Below are 17,716 nucleotides of genomic sequence, written 5' to 3' on the forward strand. Positions count from 1 at the left end.
CACGTAGACATGCCGCCCCGCCCAGATTGATCACACCTTTACATCGACGCGCCCACGGCCATTCAGCACCGCTTGAAAAAGCACCTCCTTGTTCACGCCATCGATATTCACAACCGCCTGGATGTGGAAGCCAAGTTCAAGCGCATTGTCGTCGCGCGACTCGGAAACAACGCGAACATTCATGAGCCGCGGCTCATAAGCGCAAATAAAATCTTCAATGGCCTTCCGGGAATTGCGCATCACATCGTTCAGGCTGAATCGCAGATCATTCAAATCCGGAAGACCGTAATCGGGCAGCGTCTGAACGCTACCCGCCCGAGTACTCAACATTCTTGAAAGATGAACGGCAACCGACGTCACAAGCTGAGTTTCCCGGTTCAAACAGAGCCGCTTTTCAGGTACCCCGGCCAGCCGTTCAAACAGACTCGTGCAACGGATCATTCCTTATCCATTTTCCCGACCAGCGACAATGTAAAAGAGGCCCCCATGTACTTGAAATGCGGACGCACGTTAAGAGCAACCTTGTACCAACCCGGGTCGCCTTCGACATCACTCACTGTAATCTGCGCCGCACGCAATGGCCGTCGACCGCGGACCTCAGCCCCGGGATTTTCCTGATCGGAAACGTATTGCCGTATCCACTTGTTGAGTTGCAGTTCAAGGTCCGTACGCTCTTTCCATGACCCGATCTGTTCGCGCTGAAGCACCTTGATGTAGTGGGCCAGGCGATTAACTATCATCATGTAAGGCAGTTGAGTACCCAACTTGTAATTGAGCTCGGCCACTTTACCCTCCGGATTGTTTCCGAAGAACTTGGCCTTTTGTACGGAGCTGGCAGAGAAGAAAGCGGCGTTGTCACTTCCCTTGCGCATCGTCAACGCAATGAAGCCCTCCTCTGCGAGTTCATATTCTCGACGGTCGGACACCAACACTTCGGTCGGCACCTTGGTTTCAATCTCACCCAGACTGTCAAAATGATGCAGAGGGAGGTCCTCAACAGCTCCACCGCTCTGCGGCCCTATGATATTGGGACACCAGCGAAACTTGGCGAAACTGTCGGTAAACCGGGTAGCAAACGCATAGGCGGTGTTCCCCCAGAGATAATGCTCGTGAGCATTCGCGACGTTCTCCCGGTAGGAGAATGTCTTGACCGGATTTTCCTGGGGATCATAGGGGCTGCGCAGCAGAAACCGAGGGACCGTCAAGGCGAAGTATCGGGCGTCCTCTTGCTGCCGAAAACTCTGCCATTTGGCAAACTGCGGACCTTCGAAATGGTCCTTCAGATCCTTGAGATCAGGCAGGCTGGTGAATTGCTCAAGACCAAAGAACTGAGGCCCGGCGGCCGCAATGAAGGGCGCATGGGCCATGCAGGCGACGCTGGAAACGTACTGCATCGTCTTGACGTCCGGAGCGCTGGGCGAAAAGTAGTAGTTTGCGATGATCGCACCTACCGGATTTCCTCCGAACTGACCGTACTCCGCCGTATACACGTGCTTGTAAAGACCGGACTGCATCACTTCTGGAGAATCTTCGAAGTCATCGAACAGATCCTGCTTTGAAACACTCAGCATCTCGACCTTGATGTTTTCCCGGAAATCCGTTCGGTCGATCAGCAACTTCAAGCCACGCCACGAAGACTCGAGCGACTGAAACTCGGAATGATGCAGGATCTCGTCCATCTGCCGGCTCAACTTCACATCGATCTCGGTAATCATTCGATCGACAAGCGCCTTTTTTACCGGCTCCGCGCTGTTATGCGGTTTCAGTAACTCCTCGATGAAAGCGGCAACACCACGCTTTGCTATCGCATAGGCTTCATCGCCCGGAGACATTCTGGTCTCGGCGATGATCTGGTCGAGAATGCCGTACTCGACATTGTCGTGGTTATCCTGTTGTGCAGTGATGGTGCTCATAAATTTTCTTCCTGACGTTCCAGATACTTCATTCCGTTACCGCATCGAGCCCTAACTCACCGAGTACCCGATCACGTGAAGCCTTGTCTGCAAGCACATTTTCAATCGCCTTGCGAAATGCAGGCGCGTTGCCCAACGGTCCTTTGAGGGCCATCAGGGCGTCACGCAATTCCATGAGTTTCCTGAGCTCCGGGATTTGTTCCACGAGGCTGGCCGGGTTGAAATCAGTCATTGCATGGACGCTGACATCGATCGCCAACTCTTCAGTCTCGCCTTCATCCCGTAGCCGATTGGGAACACTCAGTGAAAGCCTCAGATTCTGTTTCGCAAGCACGTCATCAAAATTGTGTTTATCAACGCTGATGGACTTGCGCGTCTCAAGCTTTCGCTCATCCGTGCGCTGAATAAAATCACCCAACACCAACAACTTGAACGGAAGCTCTATTTCTTCCTGTGCGTCACCAGTCGCCGGTTTAAAAGTAACATTGATACGTTCCTTGGGCGCGACAGAGCCTTCTTTTGCCACTGTATTCACTCCTTGCTTATGACAGCACTTATATTTTATTCAGCACGGTTTCAAAATCATATTTGCATAACCGCCGGTAGATTTCGTCTTTGCTCACTCGTGAAATCCGGTCAGGCGGAAGCTTATCGTGACAACTGTATAGAAGCCGGGAAATGTCCAGGAACGCTTCGGCCTCCCATGTCTCAAGTCCCTTCCTCTCAAGCTCTTGATCAAGCAGTTCGAGTTGAACTTTGGCCAACTCATATTTTTTTGCACGGTGGCAGAGGCGAGCGATGCTGAATTGCCAGAAAAAACGCTCACGTTCACTGGTCGCGCTCATGAGGTGCCGGGTCAATTCCCTGACCGCAAACTTCAGACCGTCCTTGTGCAGCCTCTGAATCATTTCATTCAGAACAGCATTCCAGGCTGGCTGGACGCCGGTATTGCTCTGAGCAAGTTCGGGTTGAGTAGGACATACGTGAGGCATCACATGCGTCGATATCCAACTCTGTGTTTCATCATCGGCAAAGGGCATACCGTCATGGAAACGCAATTCGGTGATGCCAGGTACTCGTTGCAAAAAAAGAGCGAAATGAACTTCCACTTCACGCATGGAGAGTTCCGCGTTGAGCCCCTGCAGACATTCCCATACCCTTCGTTGACCGTCGAACCAGAAGGGAGAACGAGCGATGCTCGACTCAAGGTCCACAATCAGGTCCGCATATTTGCCATGCTCAAAACGTTCTTTGTAATTGCTCAATCGGTCTATGGGCAAGCCACGCAATGCTGTTATGCGCTCGGAGTTACACGCCGGGGCAGTATCAACCGTAAGCCAGAGCACCGTACGATTCAGACGAAACGCGCGGACATCAGTGGCTTTCTGCCTTAGCCACCAAGCGCACAGGGACTGGGTTAAATCCTGCTGCGTACCAAGAGCCTTGCGGGCATCTTTGTCATTATTCACAGAAGGCTGGCTGAAAAACTGGGTAGCCACCTCCTTGACCTGCTCAGTGATCGTAGGCTTGCTTTCGTTTTGCGAGGCGGCCTGGAGCATTCGGGCCAATCGCCTGCGAGCCGGCAAGATCAATGGTGCTTCTTCACCCAGATGCCGCCTCAGCGACTCATCGAGCCCATCAAGATGACCCGATAAACGCTGAAACAACAGAAGCTGTTGTTTTATTGAAACATCGTCGACGAGAACCTTCTCAAGCCTGACCAGCAACCACGCAAAGGCGGCAATACGTGTTCGGTGTTTAGCTGGATATAACTCTGACCAATGGTGTTCGCAGAGATAACGCAGCATGCCGATGCCAGCCAATAAACCTGGAAACGCTTCAACTTTATAAAGCGCCCATGTCAACCAACTCGCAATACGTAGATCTCTCGACTGATCACGCAGGATCTTCTCGCTTTCTTCACGAACCTTTAACCAGTCAACCTTTCCAGCCCCCAGAACCGACTGCTCGCTATTCAGTCGTGCTTCCAAGGTTTCAAACTCCTCGGAAAAGCGGACGTCGTTGCCCGCATAGCCATGACTGGATACAGGACTTTTTGCCAGATGGAGGTAACGTGCAGACAATGTATCCGAATGAGTCATTTACTGTTACCTCCTTTATGCGTCAAGTATCGTTACTGGTAGATATTGGCCAACGGCGCAAACACTAACTGCTCACACTACGTTTAACAAGCGACCCAATATCGCGGAGCAACTTTTCAGAATTTTCCTACAACGCCGCATAGTCTTAATGTAGGAAGCGAACGCAGATGATGCTTGTGAGCTAACACAATACGCTCTTGCACGCATGAGTCAGGCATTTCTACTGTTTGACGCCTGACCAACCGTGCTATTTATTGCACACCTTCGCCGAATATTGCGCCAAACCCAACCGCCCTCCCCTAATAAATGTCGAGGTATCCATACGAATGCGCAGAAAATCCTCCACGTGCGCAAAGACATGCGCACTTTTCGGCAAAAAAGTACCGCCCTGTGAATAAGAGGACTCATCCATGCTTAATCAAAGCCTTGAGATACTGGGCATACAGTTAATTGGCATAGTTCTTGTTAATCACCTGCTAGCCGGCACGTCGAGTTCCAGCTGGCCAATCAAATATCAGGAGAGTTTATAATGGCAACACCTGCTTACATATCCATCACAGGGGTAAAACAGAAGCTTATAACTGAAGGTGCATTTACCGCGCATTCAGTGGGGAATATTTACCAGGAAGGTCACGAAGATCAGGCTCTGGTACAAGCGTTCAGCCATGAGGTTGTCATTCCTTGCGACCCCCAGACGGGTCAACCCAGCGGACTGCGGATACACAAGCCTTTATGTATCACGAAGATTTTCGATAAAGCCTCACCGTTGCTGCAGGCAGCACTGACGTCGGGCGAGTGTTTGAGTGAAGTCAAGATCCAGTGGTACCGCACATCAGTCAACGGCAATCAGGAGCTTTACTACACAACTCTTTTGACCGACGCCACCATCGTCCAGATAAAGGACTATATGCATAACTGCCAAGATCCTGCGAAGGCCAGCTTCACTCACCTTCAGGACGTGCATTTCGCTTACCGGAAAATCACTTGGACTCATGAAACGTGCGGAACCTCGGGTTCTGACGACTGGCGCACCCATGGGAAAGAAAAGGCTGAGTAATTAACACCATCGACCCGTAAGGGTCGATGGTTCTTTACCTCACTTCGACATGGGATAAGCCATGAGGTCTGAATCTTCAAGCAAGCATGATTTCAAGCTCAACCTTGATGGCGTCGATCATGACTTTCAGGTGCTCGCCTTCAACGGCCGGGAAGCCATCAGTCAGCCGTTCACCTTTACCCTGGATCTGCTCAGCGAGTCGTCCTGCCTGGATCTGGAAAGCCTGCTTAACCGTCCTGCCTTTTTGCAGTTCGCACCGGACAACGGCGGCATTCACGGTTTGATCGACCGCATCGCCCAAGGCGATTCGGGGCAACGTCTGACCCGTTACTCGATCACCTTGCGCCCGCATCTGGCCCGCCTCGGCCACCGCATCAATCAACGCATCTTTCAGCACCGTACGGTGCCGCAGATCATTGCCCTGATACTGGAAGAGCATGGCCTGCTTGCCACCACTTATCGTTTCCAGCTCGCCAGCGTCTATCCCGAGCGTGAGTACTGCGTGCAGTACCACGAATCGGATCTGCACTTCATTCAGCGTCTGTGCGAGGAGGAAGGCCTGCATTATCACTTCGAACACAGCCCCGCTGCCCACCTGCTGGTGTTCGGCGAGGATCAGGCGGTGTTTCCCAAACTGGCGCCCGTGGTGTATCGACAAGACAGCGCGATGGTCGCCGAAACGCCCGTCGTCCAGCGCTTCAACCTGCGGCTTGAAACCCGGCCGACTCGCACCACGCGCCGCGATTACCATTTCGAAAAGCCGCGCCTGACCATGCAGGGTGCGGTACCCGGCGACGCCCGGCCGGACCTAGAGGATTACGATTACCCCGGCCTGTTTACCTACCGCGACCGCGGCACCCATCTGGCCGCCCGCGCTCTGGAACGCCATCGCCATGATTACCGGCTCGCCCAAGCTCGGGGCGATAGCATTGGATGCGACTAGCGTGATCTATGTGCTGCCTTCTTTTTTCGAAACGCCTGTTCTCAGTATGAGACAGCGTTATCGATACCAAATGACTGAAGGTCTAAGAGTTTGCTTGCAAGCCGAACTTTACGCGGAACCTGACACGCAGCCTCTCGTGTTGCCACAGCCAGCCCCCGCAAACTGGAAACCTTTTATGAACAGTCATCGTCGTCTGCCGAAAGACAATTTTTCAAATGACGAGGTGCTGTATTGGCAGATCGAAACAAATGAGCACCCCTTATGAACCCTCTTAATATTAAATATAAATCTTCTGCCTACCGCAGCGACATTACGAAGCACCTTCCTACGCCTATCAGAACCTCAAATTGCAACTCCAGGAGTGCTACCTCTCTTTCGTTCGGGCATTACGCCCGTCTGGATTCCGCAATAGAGATCACAGCCCAGCTTCAGGCAAACGAGCATAAAATCTACGAAAACCAAGAAAAAAACAAGGAACCGGAAGCCTACTGCGACGCTCAGCGCTGGCGCTTCCAGTACTCCGGGAACGTCCCGCACTTGATATTTGCTTTGAAAATAGTCTGTTTTTCTTTTTTATGGCTATTTTGGGGAGTAGGTATATCCACCGATATAACATCCGAACTTGGTAACGGCAACACCGGCACTGCGCTTGCCACCCTGATTGCGACACTCTCAGCTGTTTTGCTTTTAGCCTCTCCATTACTTTCCATAACAACCAGAAAGGCCGGTCACTGCTTAAACATCACGGGTTTCGTTGTCTGCGCCAGCGTTGTTCTATGGGTTACCGGCACCCTATGGGGCACGACCGAAATGCATATCTCATTCTGGATCGGCACGTTTCTCTACTTCATGGGTGCCATAGGTTGTGATGCCGTGCTGCACCTTTACAGCCTGTTCAGCAAACACGATGGCAGCGAATTCAACCGCATCGATGGAATGGTGCGTTTCAAGCGACGCTTCAGGACACTGTTCGTCGCACCATTCGAGGAGTTTGATCCGGTACTCAGGACCATACCGACAGGCCATGGTTCTCATGACTATATCATATGGCTATACCACCGCTACACCAACAAAAAGCTTTGCCTGGCCGTCAAGGTCCATGCGCTGGGGCTGGACAAGGTCAATGCATTGGCATTCTGGGACAGCCTGCAGCGTTACATGGACGTTACCCACCCGCTGCCAGACCTGCCAGTACTGGAACAAAGTCGGCACCTGGACCCGGTAACTGCAGCCCATGATGCACGAACCGGCCGACCTGAACGCCGATGGCGAGACCAGTCGATAAAGAGCTGGAAAGCAGCCGGTGAAAAACGGTTGACTGAGCAATTGAAGCGCTACCCGTGGCAGCAATCACCTTGCATCGTGAGAGCTCGAATAAGCGATACCTTGAACATTGAAGATTACTACCGATCTCTGGAAGCGGAAGGGATCGATATCTCCCCCAAGGCGGACAATTTTTCATTCTTGTATCAAATGGATCAGGGGGCGCAGTGAGTGGTTCATTGCTACGAACCGCAGTCACCGCAGATGACCTGCTCCCCTTGCACCCTCGCCACCCAGCGAATAAGGTGCTCTGCATCGCACTCAGCCCCGAAATACCTTCACCAAAGGCCCCAAATGATCCACATCCGCCCCATGACCCCAGACGACTTCGACCACTTCTGGCCGACCTTCCATTCGGTCGTCCAGGCGCAGGAAACCTACGCCTACGACCCGACGCTGACCTTCGAACAGGCTCGTGACGTATGGATGAAGCTACCCCTGCACACGCTGATTGCGGAAGAAGACGGTCAGCTGCTGGGCAGTTATTACCTGAAGGCGAACGCGGCGGGTCCGGGGAGTCATGTCTGCAACTGTGGCTATATGGTGACGGACGCAGCGCGGGGTCGTGGGGTGGCGCGGTTGATGTGTGAGCACTCGCAGCAGCTTGCGCGCGACAGCGGCTTTCTGGCAATGCAGTTCAATTCGGTGGTTGCCACCAATGAAGTGGCCGTCGCGCTGTGGCACAAGCTCGGTTTTGAAACAGTAGGTCGCTTGCCCAATGCTTATCGGCATGCCCGCCTGGGGCTGGTGGATTGTCTGGTGATGTTCAAATGGCTGGGCGAAGCGCCTGAGGTTCAAGAACCTGCGCGACCCATGCTGATTGGTCGCAAGAACATCGAGTCTGTCGTGTCACGCCCCCGCCGCAAATAGCCCGTCTGGTGCAGGCTCCCTCACGTCAGGTCAGGTTGCGACCTTGAAGGGAGCCATCTTCCCTGCATCCCTCAGCGTTTAATCCCTTGAAGCTTTATTGTCTGACGGCCTATTCCTTGACCTCGCTCAGCGAGAAACGGTGTCCCTTGGTGTCACGTACTTCGGTCCCCACGATGTACGCGATGGTCTGCCCGTCATGGTCGACCAGACGTTGCGGGGTCCCGAGGCTGAGTGTGCCTATTTCGCCACTCCAGTCCCTTCGCGGGTCATGTTCGAGGTAGGCGTAAACCTTACGTTCACGAATGCGCCATACCGGATAGCGCTTGCGGCTGGAGATGACGTCGTAGGTCAGGTTGGGGTTGAAGATGAAGGCAGCAGTCATGGCAGTCTCCGTTGTGAAGTGGCTGACTGCACGGTGAAGCCACGTGGTTGTCGCAGGATAGACCACGCTTGAAAGGCCTTCGTTGCGACCGGACGACCAACCGCAACACCACGAAAAACGGGCCTTTCGGCCCGTTTATCACTGACGTCCCGTATCGCTATTTGCCAGCGCCGACTTCCGGCTGACGCTGCAGCAATACACGGGTGACACGGCGTTCTTCCACACCGACAACCTTCAGATCCCAGCCCTGCCACTGAAGGCTGTCGCCCATAGTGGGCAGACGATCCAGCAGGCTCATGACCAGCCCGGCCAGTGTCTGATAATCGTCGGTGGCCTTGGCCTGGAAACCGGTCCGCTCGCGGATCAGGCTCAGGTTCAACGCGCCCGAGACAATGAAATCATCACCCTGCGCCACGATGTCCGGACCTTCCACTTCGCTGGCGTCAGGCAACTGGCCGGCGATGGACTCCAGAATGTCGGTCATGCTCAGCACACCGATAAAATCACCGAACTCATTGACCACGAACGCGATGTGGGTCGACTCCTTGCGCATCTGTTCCAGTGCATTGAGGATCGTGAAGTTCTCCAGCAGGTTGATGGCCTTGCGCGACAGCAGCTTCAGGTCAGGCTCGTTACCGGACAGCAACTCCTTGAGCAGTTCCTTTTTGTGAACGAAGCCCAGCGGTTCATCAATGCCGCCCTCGCCGATCAATGGCAGGCGCGAATAGGACGAGTGCATCAATTTCAGGCGGATCTTGTCAGCGTCGTCGCTCAGGTCGATGTAATCGATCTCGGCGCGCGGCGTCATCACGGTACGAATCGGACGCTCTGCCAACTGCAGAACACCGCTGATCATCACGCGCTCGCGACGGTCGAACACTGGCTCGGCGCTCTCGCCCTCCATCATTTCAATGATTTCTTCGTCGACATCACCCGATTCCAGCCTGCGACCACCCAGCAGGCGCATGACCGCATGGGCAGCACGCTCACGGCGTGGAAGATGACCATGCGCGGACTTCTTGCTGCGCTTGCGGGCGATCTGGTTGAACACCTCGATAAGGATCGAGAAACCGATGGCCGCATACAGATAGCCTTTTGGAATGTGGAAGCCCAGGCCCTCAGCGGTCAGGCTGAAGCCGATCATCATCAGGAAGCCCAGGCACAGCATGATGACGGTCGGGCGACTGTTGACGAACTTGGTCAACGGTTTGCTCGCAATCATCATCAGGCCGATGGAGAAGATGACCGCAATCATCATCACCGACAGGTGCTCGACCATGCCCACCGCAGTAATAACAGCGTCGAGCGAGAACACCGCATCAAGCACTACGATCTGCGCCACGATAGGCCAGAACAGCGCGTATCCGGCATTGCCGGCTTTCTGACTGACGTGGCCTTCCAGTCGCTCGTGCAATTCCATGGTGGCCTTGAACAGCAGGAACACACCACCGAACAGCATGATCAGGTCGCGGCCGGAGAACGTCTTGCCAAAAATGTCGAACAAGGGCTCGGTCAGCGTGACCATCCAGGAAATACTGGCCAGCAGGCCAAGGCGCATGATCAATGCCAGCGACAGACCGATCACACGTGCCTTGTCGCGTTGTGCAGGCGGAAGCTTGTCGGCCAGGATGGCGATGAATACCAGGTTATCGATACCCAGTACCAGTTCCAGAATGATAAGGGTCAGCAGGCCAAGCCAGGCCGTCGGGTCAGCAATCCATTCCATGGTAATTAGTCAGCCTTCTGAACAGAATGTTGGGCGGGAGCGCCTGATGCGTTGCGCTGAGCACGGAAATTCGGCGCCGAATGCAGAGAGGCATCCGAGCAGGCTGAATAGCCTTGGGCAGGGTTTGAACGCAAAAGAGAGGATGAAGCGAGGCTTGAATCAGGCTTGATTCCGCATGGGATGCAGACAAATGGACAGCCCGATGCTGAAAAAGGAAAACGACTCGGAGGTTCCTGGAGGGTGTTCATACAGTCCTGAAATTTGATACGGGCGATGATCCTACAATACACAGATCGGATTAGCGCGCCGAATAAGTATTACAAGAGTTGACGGAAAAACGGCTGCCCTGATCGTCCGAGCCCCTTCCGAGCGACGTTTTGTCGCACCCAAATTCATGACCAGTTGTCTGACGACGCCCGATGCACGGTAGATGGCGATGGGCAATTGTTTTAAAATGTTGCAATAACGTCACACCTGCGCAGGCCGATCTGCTGTTCGCTGATCCCTGACGCCACCTGACAAGAATCATAAAAAGAAAGCCCGTCATAGACGGGCTTTTTTCGTTTTTAGCTTTTGCACGCCATGCGGCCAAAGAATGTCGCACGCATGGCAGTCGACGCGTTTTTTTGACCTTTGAGGATCTTGCTTCATGCTGCGTATCGTTGTTGTTCATCTGTTCCAATGGCTCAAGCGCCTGTCTTCCGGCCTTCTGTCCCGTGGGTCGCATTACAGCGAGTCCCGTGACTTCACCCGTGAGAACGATGAAGGTCGCTGGACCTTCGTTTCCATCGCAATCATTCTGACCTTGAGCCTGTATTGCCTGGCCGGTTTGGGCTACTACGCCAAGGTCAACGTGTGGGACGGTTTTACCCAGGAGCAGAAAGCCAATATCGCGCAAGCGATGGTGGTCAGCTCGCAGAATCTGTAAGCAGCCTGTGTGCAACATCGAACGGGGAAGCTGAGGCTTCCCCGTTTGCGTTTAAACGCTTGTCAGACGCTTGAGTTTCTGCGAGAAACCTGGCCGCACACACAAGGAGATGTCTGGCAATGAACGACGAACTACTCATAACCGATCTGCAGATTGGCGAAGGCAAGGCCGTGGTCAAGGGCGCATTGATCACCACCCATTACACCGGAACCCTGACCGACGGCACGGTCTTCGACTCTTCCCACGAGCGCGGCAAGCCTTTTCAGTGCGTGATCGGTACGGGGCGCGTTATCAAAGGCTGGGACCAGGGCTTGATGGGCATGCAAGTCGGGGGGCGTCGCAAGTTGTTCGTCCCGGCTCACCTCGCTTACGGCGACCGAAAAATGGGGGCTCACATTCAGCCGGGCTCCGACCTGACTTTCGAGATTGAACTGTTGGAAGTCCTGACACGCGACGACTGAACGGACGGCGGGCCGGGTTGCGTGTTTATTTTTCAGCATGTCCGGTCACACTTCGTTTGCCGGATTGCGCGCGCACGCAGAAAAAGCCATGCTCAGGGTATGGAATTCAATGACTTCTGACAGGACAACCCATGGCGCTCAACAAGTCGACCCAGGAGCTGAAAAAGCACCTCAAGGGCACGGCCACCAACCTCGAAACCACCGCAGATGAAATTCTCAAGCTTGCGTCGCAGATGAAAGAGGTCGATGTCACGGCCATTCTGCAGATGGTCAATCGCCTTTATAGCGACGCGGACCAACTCAAGGCCTACGCCGATGAAGTCAAATCGAAGAGAATCGTGCGCGCCAAGCTACCTTGAATCACAGAACGCCCTTTGATATCGCAGTCCTAAACGTTCCAGAGAACCGTCGATGCCGTCAGCGTTCACTCATGCACGTTTTCGATACGTGGCGTTACAGAAACGGCGGACCCGGGTCGGCATGACTCTGGCCGCCAGTCTTTCGGTTCTGGCGGGTATGACGGACGCCATTGGCTTCATGGCAACGGGCGACTTTGTCTCTTTCATGAGCGGCAACACCACGCGACTGGCGGTGGCGCTGGGCGAAGGCGACATGGGCATGACCGCTCGCCTGAGCCTGGCTATCGGCGTGTTCATCGCGGGCAACGCGTTGGGTATTGTCATCGCCCGCCTGGGCAACCGCCGTGCGTTGCCACTGCTGCTGGTTGTCGCGACACTCCTGTGTGCAGCCGCTGCCTGGCCAATGGAGAAGAATCTGCTGGCGCTGGTCTGGGCGATTCTGGCAATGGGCATGCTCAACGCTGCGGTTGAACAGGTAAACGGTCAGTCGGTGGGGCTGACCTATGTGACCGGCGCCCTGTCCCGCTTCGGACGTGGCCTGGGACGCTGGTTGATGGGGGAGCGAAGGAATGGCTGGCAGGCCCAGTTGATTCCGTGGTTCGGCATGTTCATCGGCGCGGTCGTCGGAGCGCTGATAGAACGTCGCCTCGGGTTGAACGCCCTGCTGGTCAGCGCAGGTCTCTCGGCATTGCTGGGGCTGGTCTCGCTCGGCATTCCACATCGATGGCAGCGCCTCTACATGCCGCGTTGAGGCAAATAGGTTTACCATACGCGCCTTTTTTCCGACCGACCCCGCCCCATGAATCCCGAAGCGCTCGCCATCCTGCAACAGCACCTGCTCAACGCACTGAGCCACGTCCCGACTGAAACACGCCGGTTGTTCCATGGCCGCGGGCGTATCTGGCCCGGACTGGAGCACATCACTGTCGACTGGATGCAGGGCGTGGTGCTGGTGTCACTGTTCAAAGAGCCGCAGGAGTCCGAGCTGGCCTCACTGAATCGTCTGCTGCTGGCGCTGATCGAAACGCCGCAATGGCAACAGAGTCAGGCTCATACCTTGCTGCTGCAACATCGCTACCTGCCGCAAAGCACCACCCAATGGCTGACGGGTGAAGAAGTGGATGAGTGGGTCATCACTGAAAACGGTCTGCGCTACAAGGTCGATTTCGGCAAGAAGCAGAACAGCGGACTGTTTCTGGACATGCGCTATGGCCGGGAATGGGTGCAAGCCCAGGCTCGGGGTAAGCGCATTCTCAATCTGTTCGCTTATACCTGCGGCTTTTCGGTCGCGGCAATTGCCGGTGGTGCCGACCATGTCGTGAATCTGGATATGGCACGCGCAGCGCTCAATCGGGGTCGCGAGAACCACCGCCTGAACGAACATGACCTCAGCCGCGTCACCTTTCTGGGTCACGATCTGTTCAAGTCCTGGGCCAAGGTCACTCGCTCAGGCCCTTATGATCTGATCATCATCGACCCGCCCTCCTTCCAGAAAGGCAGTTTCATGCTCGACAAGGATTACCAGCGCGTCCTTCGGCGTCTGCCGGAGTTGCTCGAAGAGGACGGTCTGGTGCTGGCCTGCATGAACGATCCGGCGGTAGGGCCTGAGTTTTTGATTGAGCACACGGCCATCGAAGCACCCTGCCTGCGCTACCAGCAGCGCCTGGAAAACCCACCGGAGTTTCCCGATTCACGCGTGGACGGCGGCTTGAAGGCGCTGGTGTTCAAGGCTGAAGGATTGAGCCGGACAGGCTGGGCCTGAGCGATTTTCAACGCACCCCGCCCTTGCGGCCTCCATAGCTGCGTCCAAGGCCAGCAGATTGGTCTGCCCGGCAATGCCGCGAATCACTTTCGGGATACTGCCTGCTACTCGGCCTGACCGAAGACCTGACTCGGGCGCCTCAATGAAGGATCGAATGGATTGATCCGCGCGCTGACCGCCGTGGCTTCGCGCTTGAGCAACTCGACCACCGTCGTCAGCCGATCCGGCCCCAGACGGTCAGAGATAGTCGCGACACTGAGCGCCGCGACTGCACGGCCGTTACGGTCAAGAATGGGTACCGCCAGCCCGGCCATTCCCGGCAGTGCGCCGGTGTTGCGTGCGGCATAACCCAGGCGTCTGACGTTCTCGACTTCGGAGCGCAGGAAGACTTCGTCGTACAGATGAAAATCCTTGAGTCTGGGCAGGTTGTAGGCGATCACCGTTTCGCGCTCGTCTTCAGGCAGGAACGCCAGAATGGCCAGACTGCCCTGCCCTACACCCAAGGCTACGCGCCCGCCGATATCGCCGGTGAACGTGCGAATCGGATAGGGGCCTTCGCTGCGATCCAGACAGATGGCGTCGAAGCCGCTACGCGCCAATAGAAACAGAGAGTCTCCGAGCGAGGCGGACAAACGCAGCAGGCTGGGCCTGACCAGATCCCGCAGGTTACCGGTGTTGCCTGCCTTGGCCGCCAGCGCGAAGAACTCGATGCTCAGTCGATAGCGCTTGCTGAGCAGGTCCTGTTCGACCATGCCCTCTTCCATCAGGCTGCGCAGCAACCGATGAGTCGTGGGCTGGGACAGACCGACGCGCTGCGCCAGTTGTGTCACGCGTTCGCCGCCTTCATCGCACTCACCCAGGCATCGCAGCACTGCAAACAGGCGTGAGACTGCGCCAACGCCAACATCCCCAGACTTGTTATTCCGATCAGTGGAATTACTGTTTTGATTACTCATATAAGTTTCCACCTGATGAATAAATTTGAAAAAAGATGTTGTTCAGTGAAATTCATCATTGAGCGCATCCTAGCCTTCGTCCTACTCTCAGTCCACAGGGGCGATTTGAACAATCACCGGTAGCCGACTCAGATCGAGCACCAACGTCCAATGCTGCACAGGCTCACTTCGCATCTGCCCATAACAAAAGCGTGCCCCGGCGCGTACGTCTATAAGGTGGAAGCAGGCATGGCATTTCTGCAGCTCGAAGGTCTTTCCAAACGCTACGGTTCGATTGATGCCGTGGTTGCCACTGACCTGAACGTGGACAAGGGTGAGTTCGTTTCACTGCTGGGCCCGTCCGGTTGCGGCAAAACCACCACCTTGCAGATGATCGCCGGCTTCGTCGACGTCAGTGACGGACGCATCGTGCTTGATGGGCGGGACATCACTCACGCCAAACCGAGCAGCCGCGGCCTGGGCGTGGTGTTTCAGAGTTACGCGCTCTTCCCGCACATGACAGTCGCCAACAACGTGGCGTTCGGCCTGCGTATGCGCAAAGTGGCACCTTCAGAGATCCAGAGCCGGGTCAGCAAGGTACTGAAACTGGTGCGCCTGGATCAGCATGCAGAACGCTATCCACGAGAATTATCAGGCGGTCAGCGTCAGCGCGTGGCCTTGGCGCGTGCCTTGGTGATCGAGCCACCGGTGCTGCTGCTCGACGAGCCGTTGTCCAACCTTGACGCCAATCTGCGCGAAGAGATGCAGTTCGAGATTCGCCGCATCCAGAACGAAGTGGGCATTACCACACTGATGGTCACCCATGATCAGGCAGAAGCGCTGTCGATCAGCGACCGGGTTGTCGTCATGCAAGCCGGACGTATCACTCAGATCGATGAACCCTACAAACTCTACGAGCATCCACGCACCCGCTTTATCTCCGGCTTCGTCGGTAAGGCCAATATGTTGCAGGGTGATCTGGACGGCAGTGGCGTACCGCAGATACGTCAGTTGCCGGGCGACGGTGCGTTGACCCTCAGCCTGCGGCCGGAAAAGATCGATCTGGTCGCGCCCGGCTGTGGTCGTCTCTCGGGGCGTATCGTCACCCGTTATTTCCTCGGCAGCCAATGGCTGTACAGCATTCAGACCGGCGTCGGCGAATTGACCGTGGTGCGCCGCAATGACGGGCAGCCACCGCTTGAACAAGGCGCCGCGGTTGGCCTGGACTGGTCGTCGGATCTGTTACGCGTACTGGACGCCGACGAGGTGCGCGCATGAGCCTGCTGACTCAAATGCATCAGGGGCGGCGAGGCTACTGGCTGTCCGCCCCGGCGCTGGCCTTGTATATCGGCCTGCTGGTGTTGCCACTGGGCCTGACGCTCCTGCTGTCGTTCAACGTGTTCGATTATCAGGTGGGCGTGAAAAGCGACAGCTACACGCTGGATAACTATGGCGCAGTGCTCACCGACAGTTATTTCTACGAAATCTTTTTGCGCACCTTCTGGATCAGCGCACTGGTCACCCTGCTCTGCGTAGTGATCGGTGTGCCCGAGGCCTACATCCTGAGCCGCATGGGGACACCCTGGCGTTCGCTCTTCCTGATCCTGATTCTCACGCCGCTGCTGATTTCGGTCGTGGTACGGGCGTTTGGCTGGAGCCTGCTGCTGGGCGCGGACGGTCTGATCAATCAGGGCATCCAGGCCATGGGCGGACGTCCGGTCAAGCTTCTGTATACGCCGTTCGCGGTAATCATTGCGCTGGTGCATGTGATGCTGCCGTTCATGATCATTCCGGTCTGGACCTCGCTGCAGAAGCTTGACCCCACCGCAGAACAGGCGGCGCTGTCGCTGGGTGCCAGTCAGGCGAAAGTGATGCGCCTGATCGTGCTGCCGCAGGTGATGCCCGGCGTACTGTCAGGTTCGCTGATCGTCTTCGGTCTGGCTGCGAGCTCCTTCGCCATTCCCGGACTGCTCGGCGGACGCCGCCTGAAAATGGTCGCCACGGTGGTCTACGACCAATACCTGTCCGAGTTGAACTGGCCGATGGGTGCGACGCTGGCCGTTGCGCTGTTGCTGGTGAACCTGCTGGTGATGCTGTCGTGGAACCGCATGATCGAAGGCCGCTACAAGAAATCCCTGGGGGAATGATCCATGTCCAAGAACGGTCCTCTGGCCCTGTCGTTTCATGCGTTGGTCGTGGTGTTCATGATGGCGCCACTGGTGGTCGTCTGCCTGGTGGCGTTCACGCCGGAAAACACCCTGAGCCTGCCGACCACCGATTTCTCGCTGCGCTGGTTCAAGGCGGTATTCGAACGGGCCGACTTCATTGACTCGTTCTACAACAGCCTGATTCTGGCGTTCGTTTCAGCGACGCTGGCCACTCTGATTGCAGTGCCCGCCGCACTGGCGATCACTCGGCACAGCTTCCCGGGACGCAATTTTTTCAACGCCCTGTTTCTGTCGCCCATCATCATTCCGCACCTGGTGCTGGGTGTGGCAATGCTGCGCCTGTTTGCCTTGATGGGCGTCAACGGCAGCTTCACCTGGCTGATCTTCGCGCATGTGCTGGTCATCACGCCTTACGTGCTGCGCCTGGTACTGGCCGCTGCCATCGGCATTGATCGCAGCGCCGAACACGCTGCCGAATCGCTGGGTGCCAGTCGCTTCACGCTGTTTCGCCAGATCACCCTGCCGATGATTCTGCCCGGCGTTGCGGGCGGCTGGCTGCTGGCGTTCATCAACAGTTTCGACGAGGTGACGTTGTCGATCTTCGTCACTTCGCCTGCGACACAGACCCTGCCGGTGCGCATGTACGTATACGCCACCGAATCCATCGACCCGATGATGGCCGCCGTGTCTGCACTGGTCATCGCCCTCACGGCCGCCACCATGATCCTGCTCGACCGGGTATATGGACTGGACCGCGTGCTGGTTGGCAAACATTGATTCCGGGCCT

General features: G+C 55.9%; 18 protein-coding genes and 2 pseudogenes. 12 read left to right on the forward strand and 8 right to left on the reverse strand.

Annotated features, from left to right (window positions below; genetic code table 11):
- Positions 1 to 30 precede the first annotated feature (30 nt).
- From tssE to tssA, 4 genes are read right to left on the reverse strand one after another with little or no spacing between them, the layout of a single operon-like run.
- Positions 31 to 441, reverse strand: coding sequence for a type VI secretion system baseplate subunit TssE (gene tssE / locus JTJ32_RS07860; protein ID WP_184322536.1), 411 nt, complete (start codon positions 439 to 441; stop codon positions 31 to 33).
- Positions 438 to 1,913, reverse strand: a complete 1,476-nt coding sequence (gene tssC / locus JTJ32_RS07865) for a type VI secretion system contractile sheath large subunit (RefSeq protein ID WP_184322535.1) — start codon at positions 1,911 to 1,913, stop codon at positions 438 to 440. The genes tssE and tssC overlap by 4 nt, the downstream gene beginning before the upstream one ends.
- A gap of 28 nt (positions 1,914 to 1,941) precedes the next feature.
- Positions 1,942 to 2,439 carry a type VI secretion system contractile sheath small subunit gene (gene tssB, locus JTJ32_RS07870; protein ID WP_210041680.1) on the reverse strand — a complete coding sequence of 166 codons (498 nt, stop codon included), beginning with the start codon at positions 2,437 to 2,439 and terminating at the stop codon, positions 1,942 to 1,944.
- A gap of 28 nt (positions 2,440 to 2,467) precedes the next feature.
- Entirely contained in the window at positions 2,468 to 4,015 is a 1,548-nt protein-coding gene (gene tssA, locus JTJ32_RS07875; protein WP_210041681.1) for a type VI secretion system protein TssA, read from the reverse strand.
- A 529-nt stretch (positions 4,016 to 4,544) separates the two neighbouring features.
- On the opposite strand from tssA, the gene JTJ32_RS07880 reads away from it, so the two are divergent.
- The 4 genes and pseudogenes from JTJ32_RS07880 to JTJ32_RS07895 all read left to right on the forward strand — a co-directional run bounded on the left by JTJ32_RS07880 (position 4,545) and on the right by JTJ32_RS07895 (position 8,208).
- Positions 4,545 to 5,072 (forward strand): Hcp family type VI secretion system effector, encoded by a 528-nt coding sequence (locus JTJ32_RS07880; RefSeq protein ID WP_184322532.1) that lies wholly within the window; start codon positions 4,545 to 4,547, stop codon positions 5,070 to 5,072.
- A gap of 61 nt (positions 5,073 to 5,133) precedes the next feature.
- Positions 5,134 to 5,997 (forward strand): annotated as a pseudogene (tssI, locus tag JTJ32_RS07885) (type VI secretion system tip protein TssI/VgrG); the annotation flags it as partial.
- A gap of 279 nt (positions 5,998 to 6,276) precedes the next feature.
- Complete coding sequence (locus tag JTJ32_RS26365; protein ID WP_236059217.1) at positions 6,277 to 7,509, forward strand: hypothetical protein; 1,233 nt, start codon at positions 6,277 to 6,279, stop codon at positions 7,507 to 7,509.
- A gap of 123 nt (positions 7,510 to 7,632) precedes the next feature.
- Positions 7,633 to 8,208: a GNAT family N-acetyltransferase gene (locus JTJ32_RS07895; RefSeq protein ID WP_184323456.1), complete on the forward strand. Its 576-nt coding sequence runs from the start codon at positions 7,633 to 7,635 to the stop codon at positions 8,206 to 8,208.
- Positions 8,209 to 8,317: 109 nt separating this feature from the next.
- On the opposite strand, the gene JTJ32_RS07900 is transcribed toward JTJ32_RS07895, so the two are convergent.
- Together JTJ32_RS07900 and JTJ32_RS07905 are read right to left on the reverse strand one after the other, a co-directional pair.
- Positions 8,318 to 8,590 carry a hypothetical protein gene (locus JTJ32_RS07900; RefSeq protein ID WP_004886613.1) on the reverse strand — a complete coding sequence of 91 codons (273 nt, stop codon included), beginning with the start codon at positions 8,588 to 8,590 and terminating at the stop codon, positions 8,318 to 8,320.
- Positions 8,591 to 8,747: 157 nt separating this feature from the next.
- The gene (locus JTJ32_RS07905) at positions 8,748 to 10,316 is read right to left on the reverse strand and encodes a TerC family protein (RefSeq protein WP_099227826.1); all 1,569 of its coding nucleotides are present in this window, start codon (positions 10,314 to 10,316) and stop codon (positions 8,748 to 8,750) included.
- A gap of 649 nt (positions 10,317 to 10,965) precedes the next feature.
- Between JTJ32_RS07905 and JTJ32_RS07910 the strand changes: the two genes are divergently transcribed.
- From JTJ32_RS07910 to JTJ32_RS07930, 5 genes are all read left to right on the forward strand, one after another.
- Positions 10,966 to 11,244 (forward strand): hypothetical protein, encoded by a 279-nt coding sequence (locus JTJ32_RS07910; protein ID WP_099227827.1) that lies wholly within the window; start codon positions 10,966 to 10,968, stop codon positions 11,242 to 11,244.
- Positions 11,245 to 11,363: 119 nt separating this feature from the next.
- The gene (locus tag JTJ32_RS07915; protein WP_099227828.1) at positions 11,364 to 11,705 is read left to right on the forward strand and encodes an FKBP-type peptidyl-prolyl cis-trans isomerase; all 342 of its coding nucleotides are present in this window, start codon (positions 11,364 to 11,366) and stop codon (positions 11,703 to 11,705) included.
- A gap of 131 nt (positions 11,706 to 11,836) precedes the next feature.
- A complete protein-coding gene (locus tag JTJ32_RS07920; protein ID WP_099227829.1) occupies positions 11,837 to 12,064 on the forward strand; it encodes a hypothetical protein in 228 nt (75 codons plus the stop codon).
- Between the two features lie 52 nt (positions 12,065 to 12,116).
- Positions 12,117 to 12,815 carry a YoaK family protein gene (locus JTJ32_RS07925; protein ID WP_099227830.1) on the forward strand — a complete coding sequence of 233 codons (699 nt, stop codon included), beginning with the start codon at positions 12,117 to 12,119 and terminating at the stop codon, positions 12,813 to 12,815.
- Between the two features lie 48 nt (positions 12,816 to 12,863).
- The gene (locus JTJ32_RS07930; protein WP_184323453.1) at positions 12,864 to 13,826 is read left to right on the forward strand and encodes a class I SAM-dependent methyltransferase; all 963 of its coding nucleotides are present in this window, start codon (positions 12,864 to 12,866) and stop codon (positions 13,824 to 13,826) included.
- 15 nt (positions 13,827 to 13,841) lie between these two features.
- Here the strand turns inward: JTJ32_RS07930 and JTJ32_RS26370 are convergent.
- Both JTJ32_RS26370 and JTJ32_RS07940 read right to left on the reverse strand, forming a co-directional pair.
- Positions 13,842 to 13,949: pseudogene (locus tag JTJ32_RS26370) on the reverse strand (methyl-accepting chemotaxis protein); the annotation flags it as partial.
- Positions 13,931 to 14,782 carry an IclR family transcriptional regulator gene (locus tag JTJ32_RS07940; RefSeq protein ID WP_210041682.1) on the reverse strand — a complete coding sequence of 284 codons (852 nt, stop codon included), beginning with the start codon at positions 14,780 to 14,782 and terminating at the stop codon, positions 13,931 to 13,933. The gene JTJ32_RS07940 and the pseudogene JTJ32_RS26370, both read right to left, overlap by 19 nt.
- A 228-nt stretch (positions 14,783 to 15,010) precedes the next feature.
- On the opposite strand from JTJ32_RS07940, the gene JTJ32_RS07945 reads away from it, so the two are divergent.
- The 3 genes from JTJ32_RS07945 to JTJ32_RS07955 are packed head-to-tail and all read left to right on the forward strand — an operon-like array spanning position 15,011 to position 17,706.
- Positions 15,011 to 16,039 (forward strand): ABC transporter ATP-binding protein, encoded by a 1,029-nt coding sequence (locus tag JTJ32_RS07945; protein WP_210041683.1) that lies wholly within the window; start codon positions 15,011 to 15,013, stop codon positions 16,037 to 16,039.
- A complete protein-coding gene (locus JTJ32_RS07950) occupies positions 16,036 to 16,908 on the forward strand; it encodes an ABC transporter permease (RefSeq protein WP_184323450.1) in 873 nt (290 codons plus the stop codon). The genes JTJ32_RS07945 and JTJ32_RS07950 overlap by 4 nt, the downstream gene beginning before the upstream one ends.
- A 3-nt stretch (positions 16,909 to 16,911) precedes the next feature.
- Positions 16,912 to 17,706 (forward strand): ABC transporter permease, encoded by a 795-nt coding sequence (locus JTJ32_RS07955; protein WP_099227836.1) that lies wholly within the window; start codon positions 16,912 to 16,914, stop codon positions 17,704 to 17,706.
- Positions 17,707 to 17,716: the final 10 nt, after the last annotated feature.

The sequence above is a fragment of the Pseudomonas alliivorans genome (genome assembly GCF_017826695.1).
GTDB classification, from domain to species: Bacteria; Pseudomonadota; Gammaproteobacteria; order Pseudomonadales; family Pseudomonadaceae; genus Aquipseudomonas; species Aquipseudomonas alliivorans.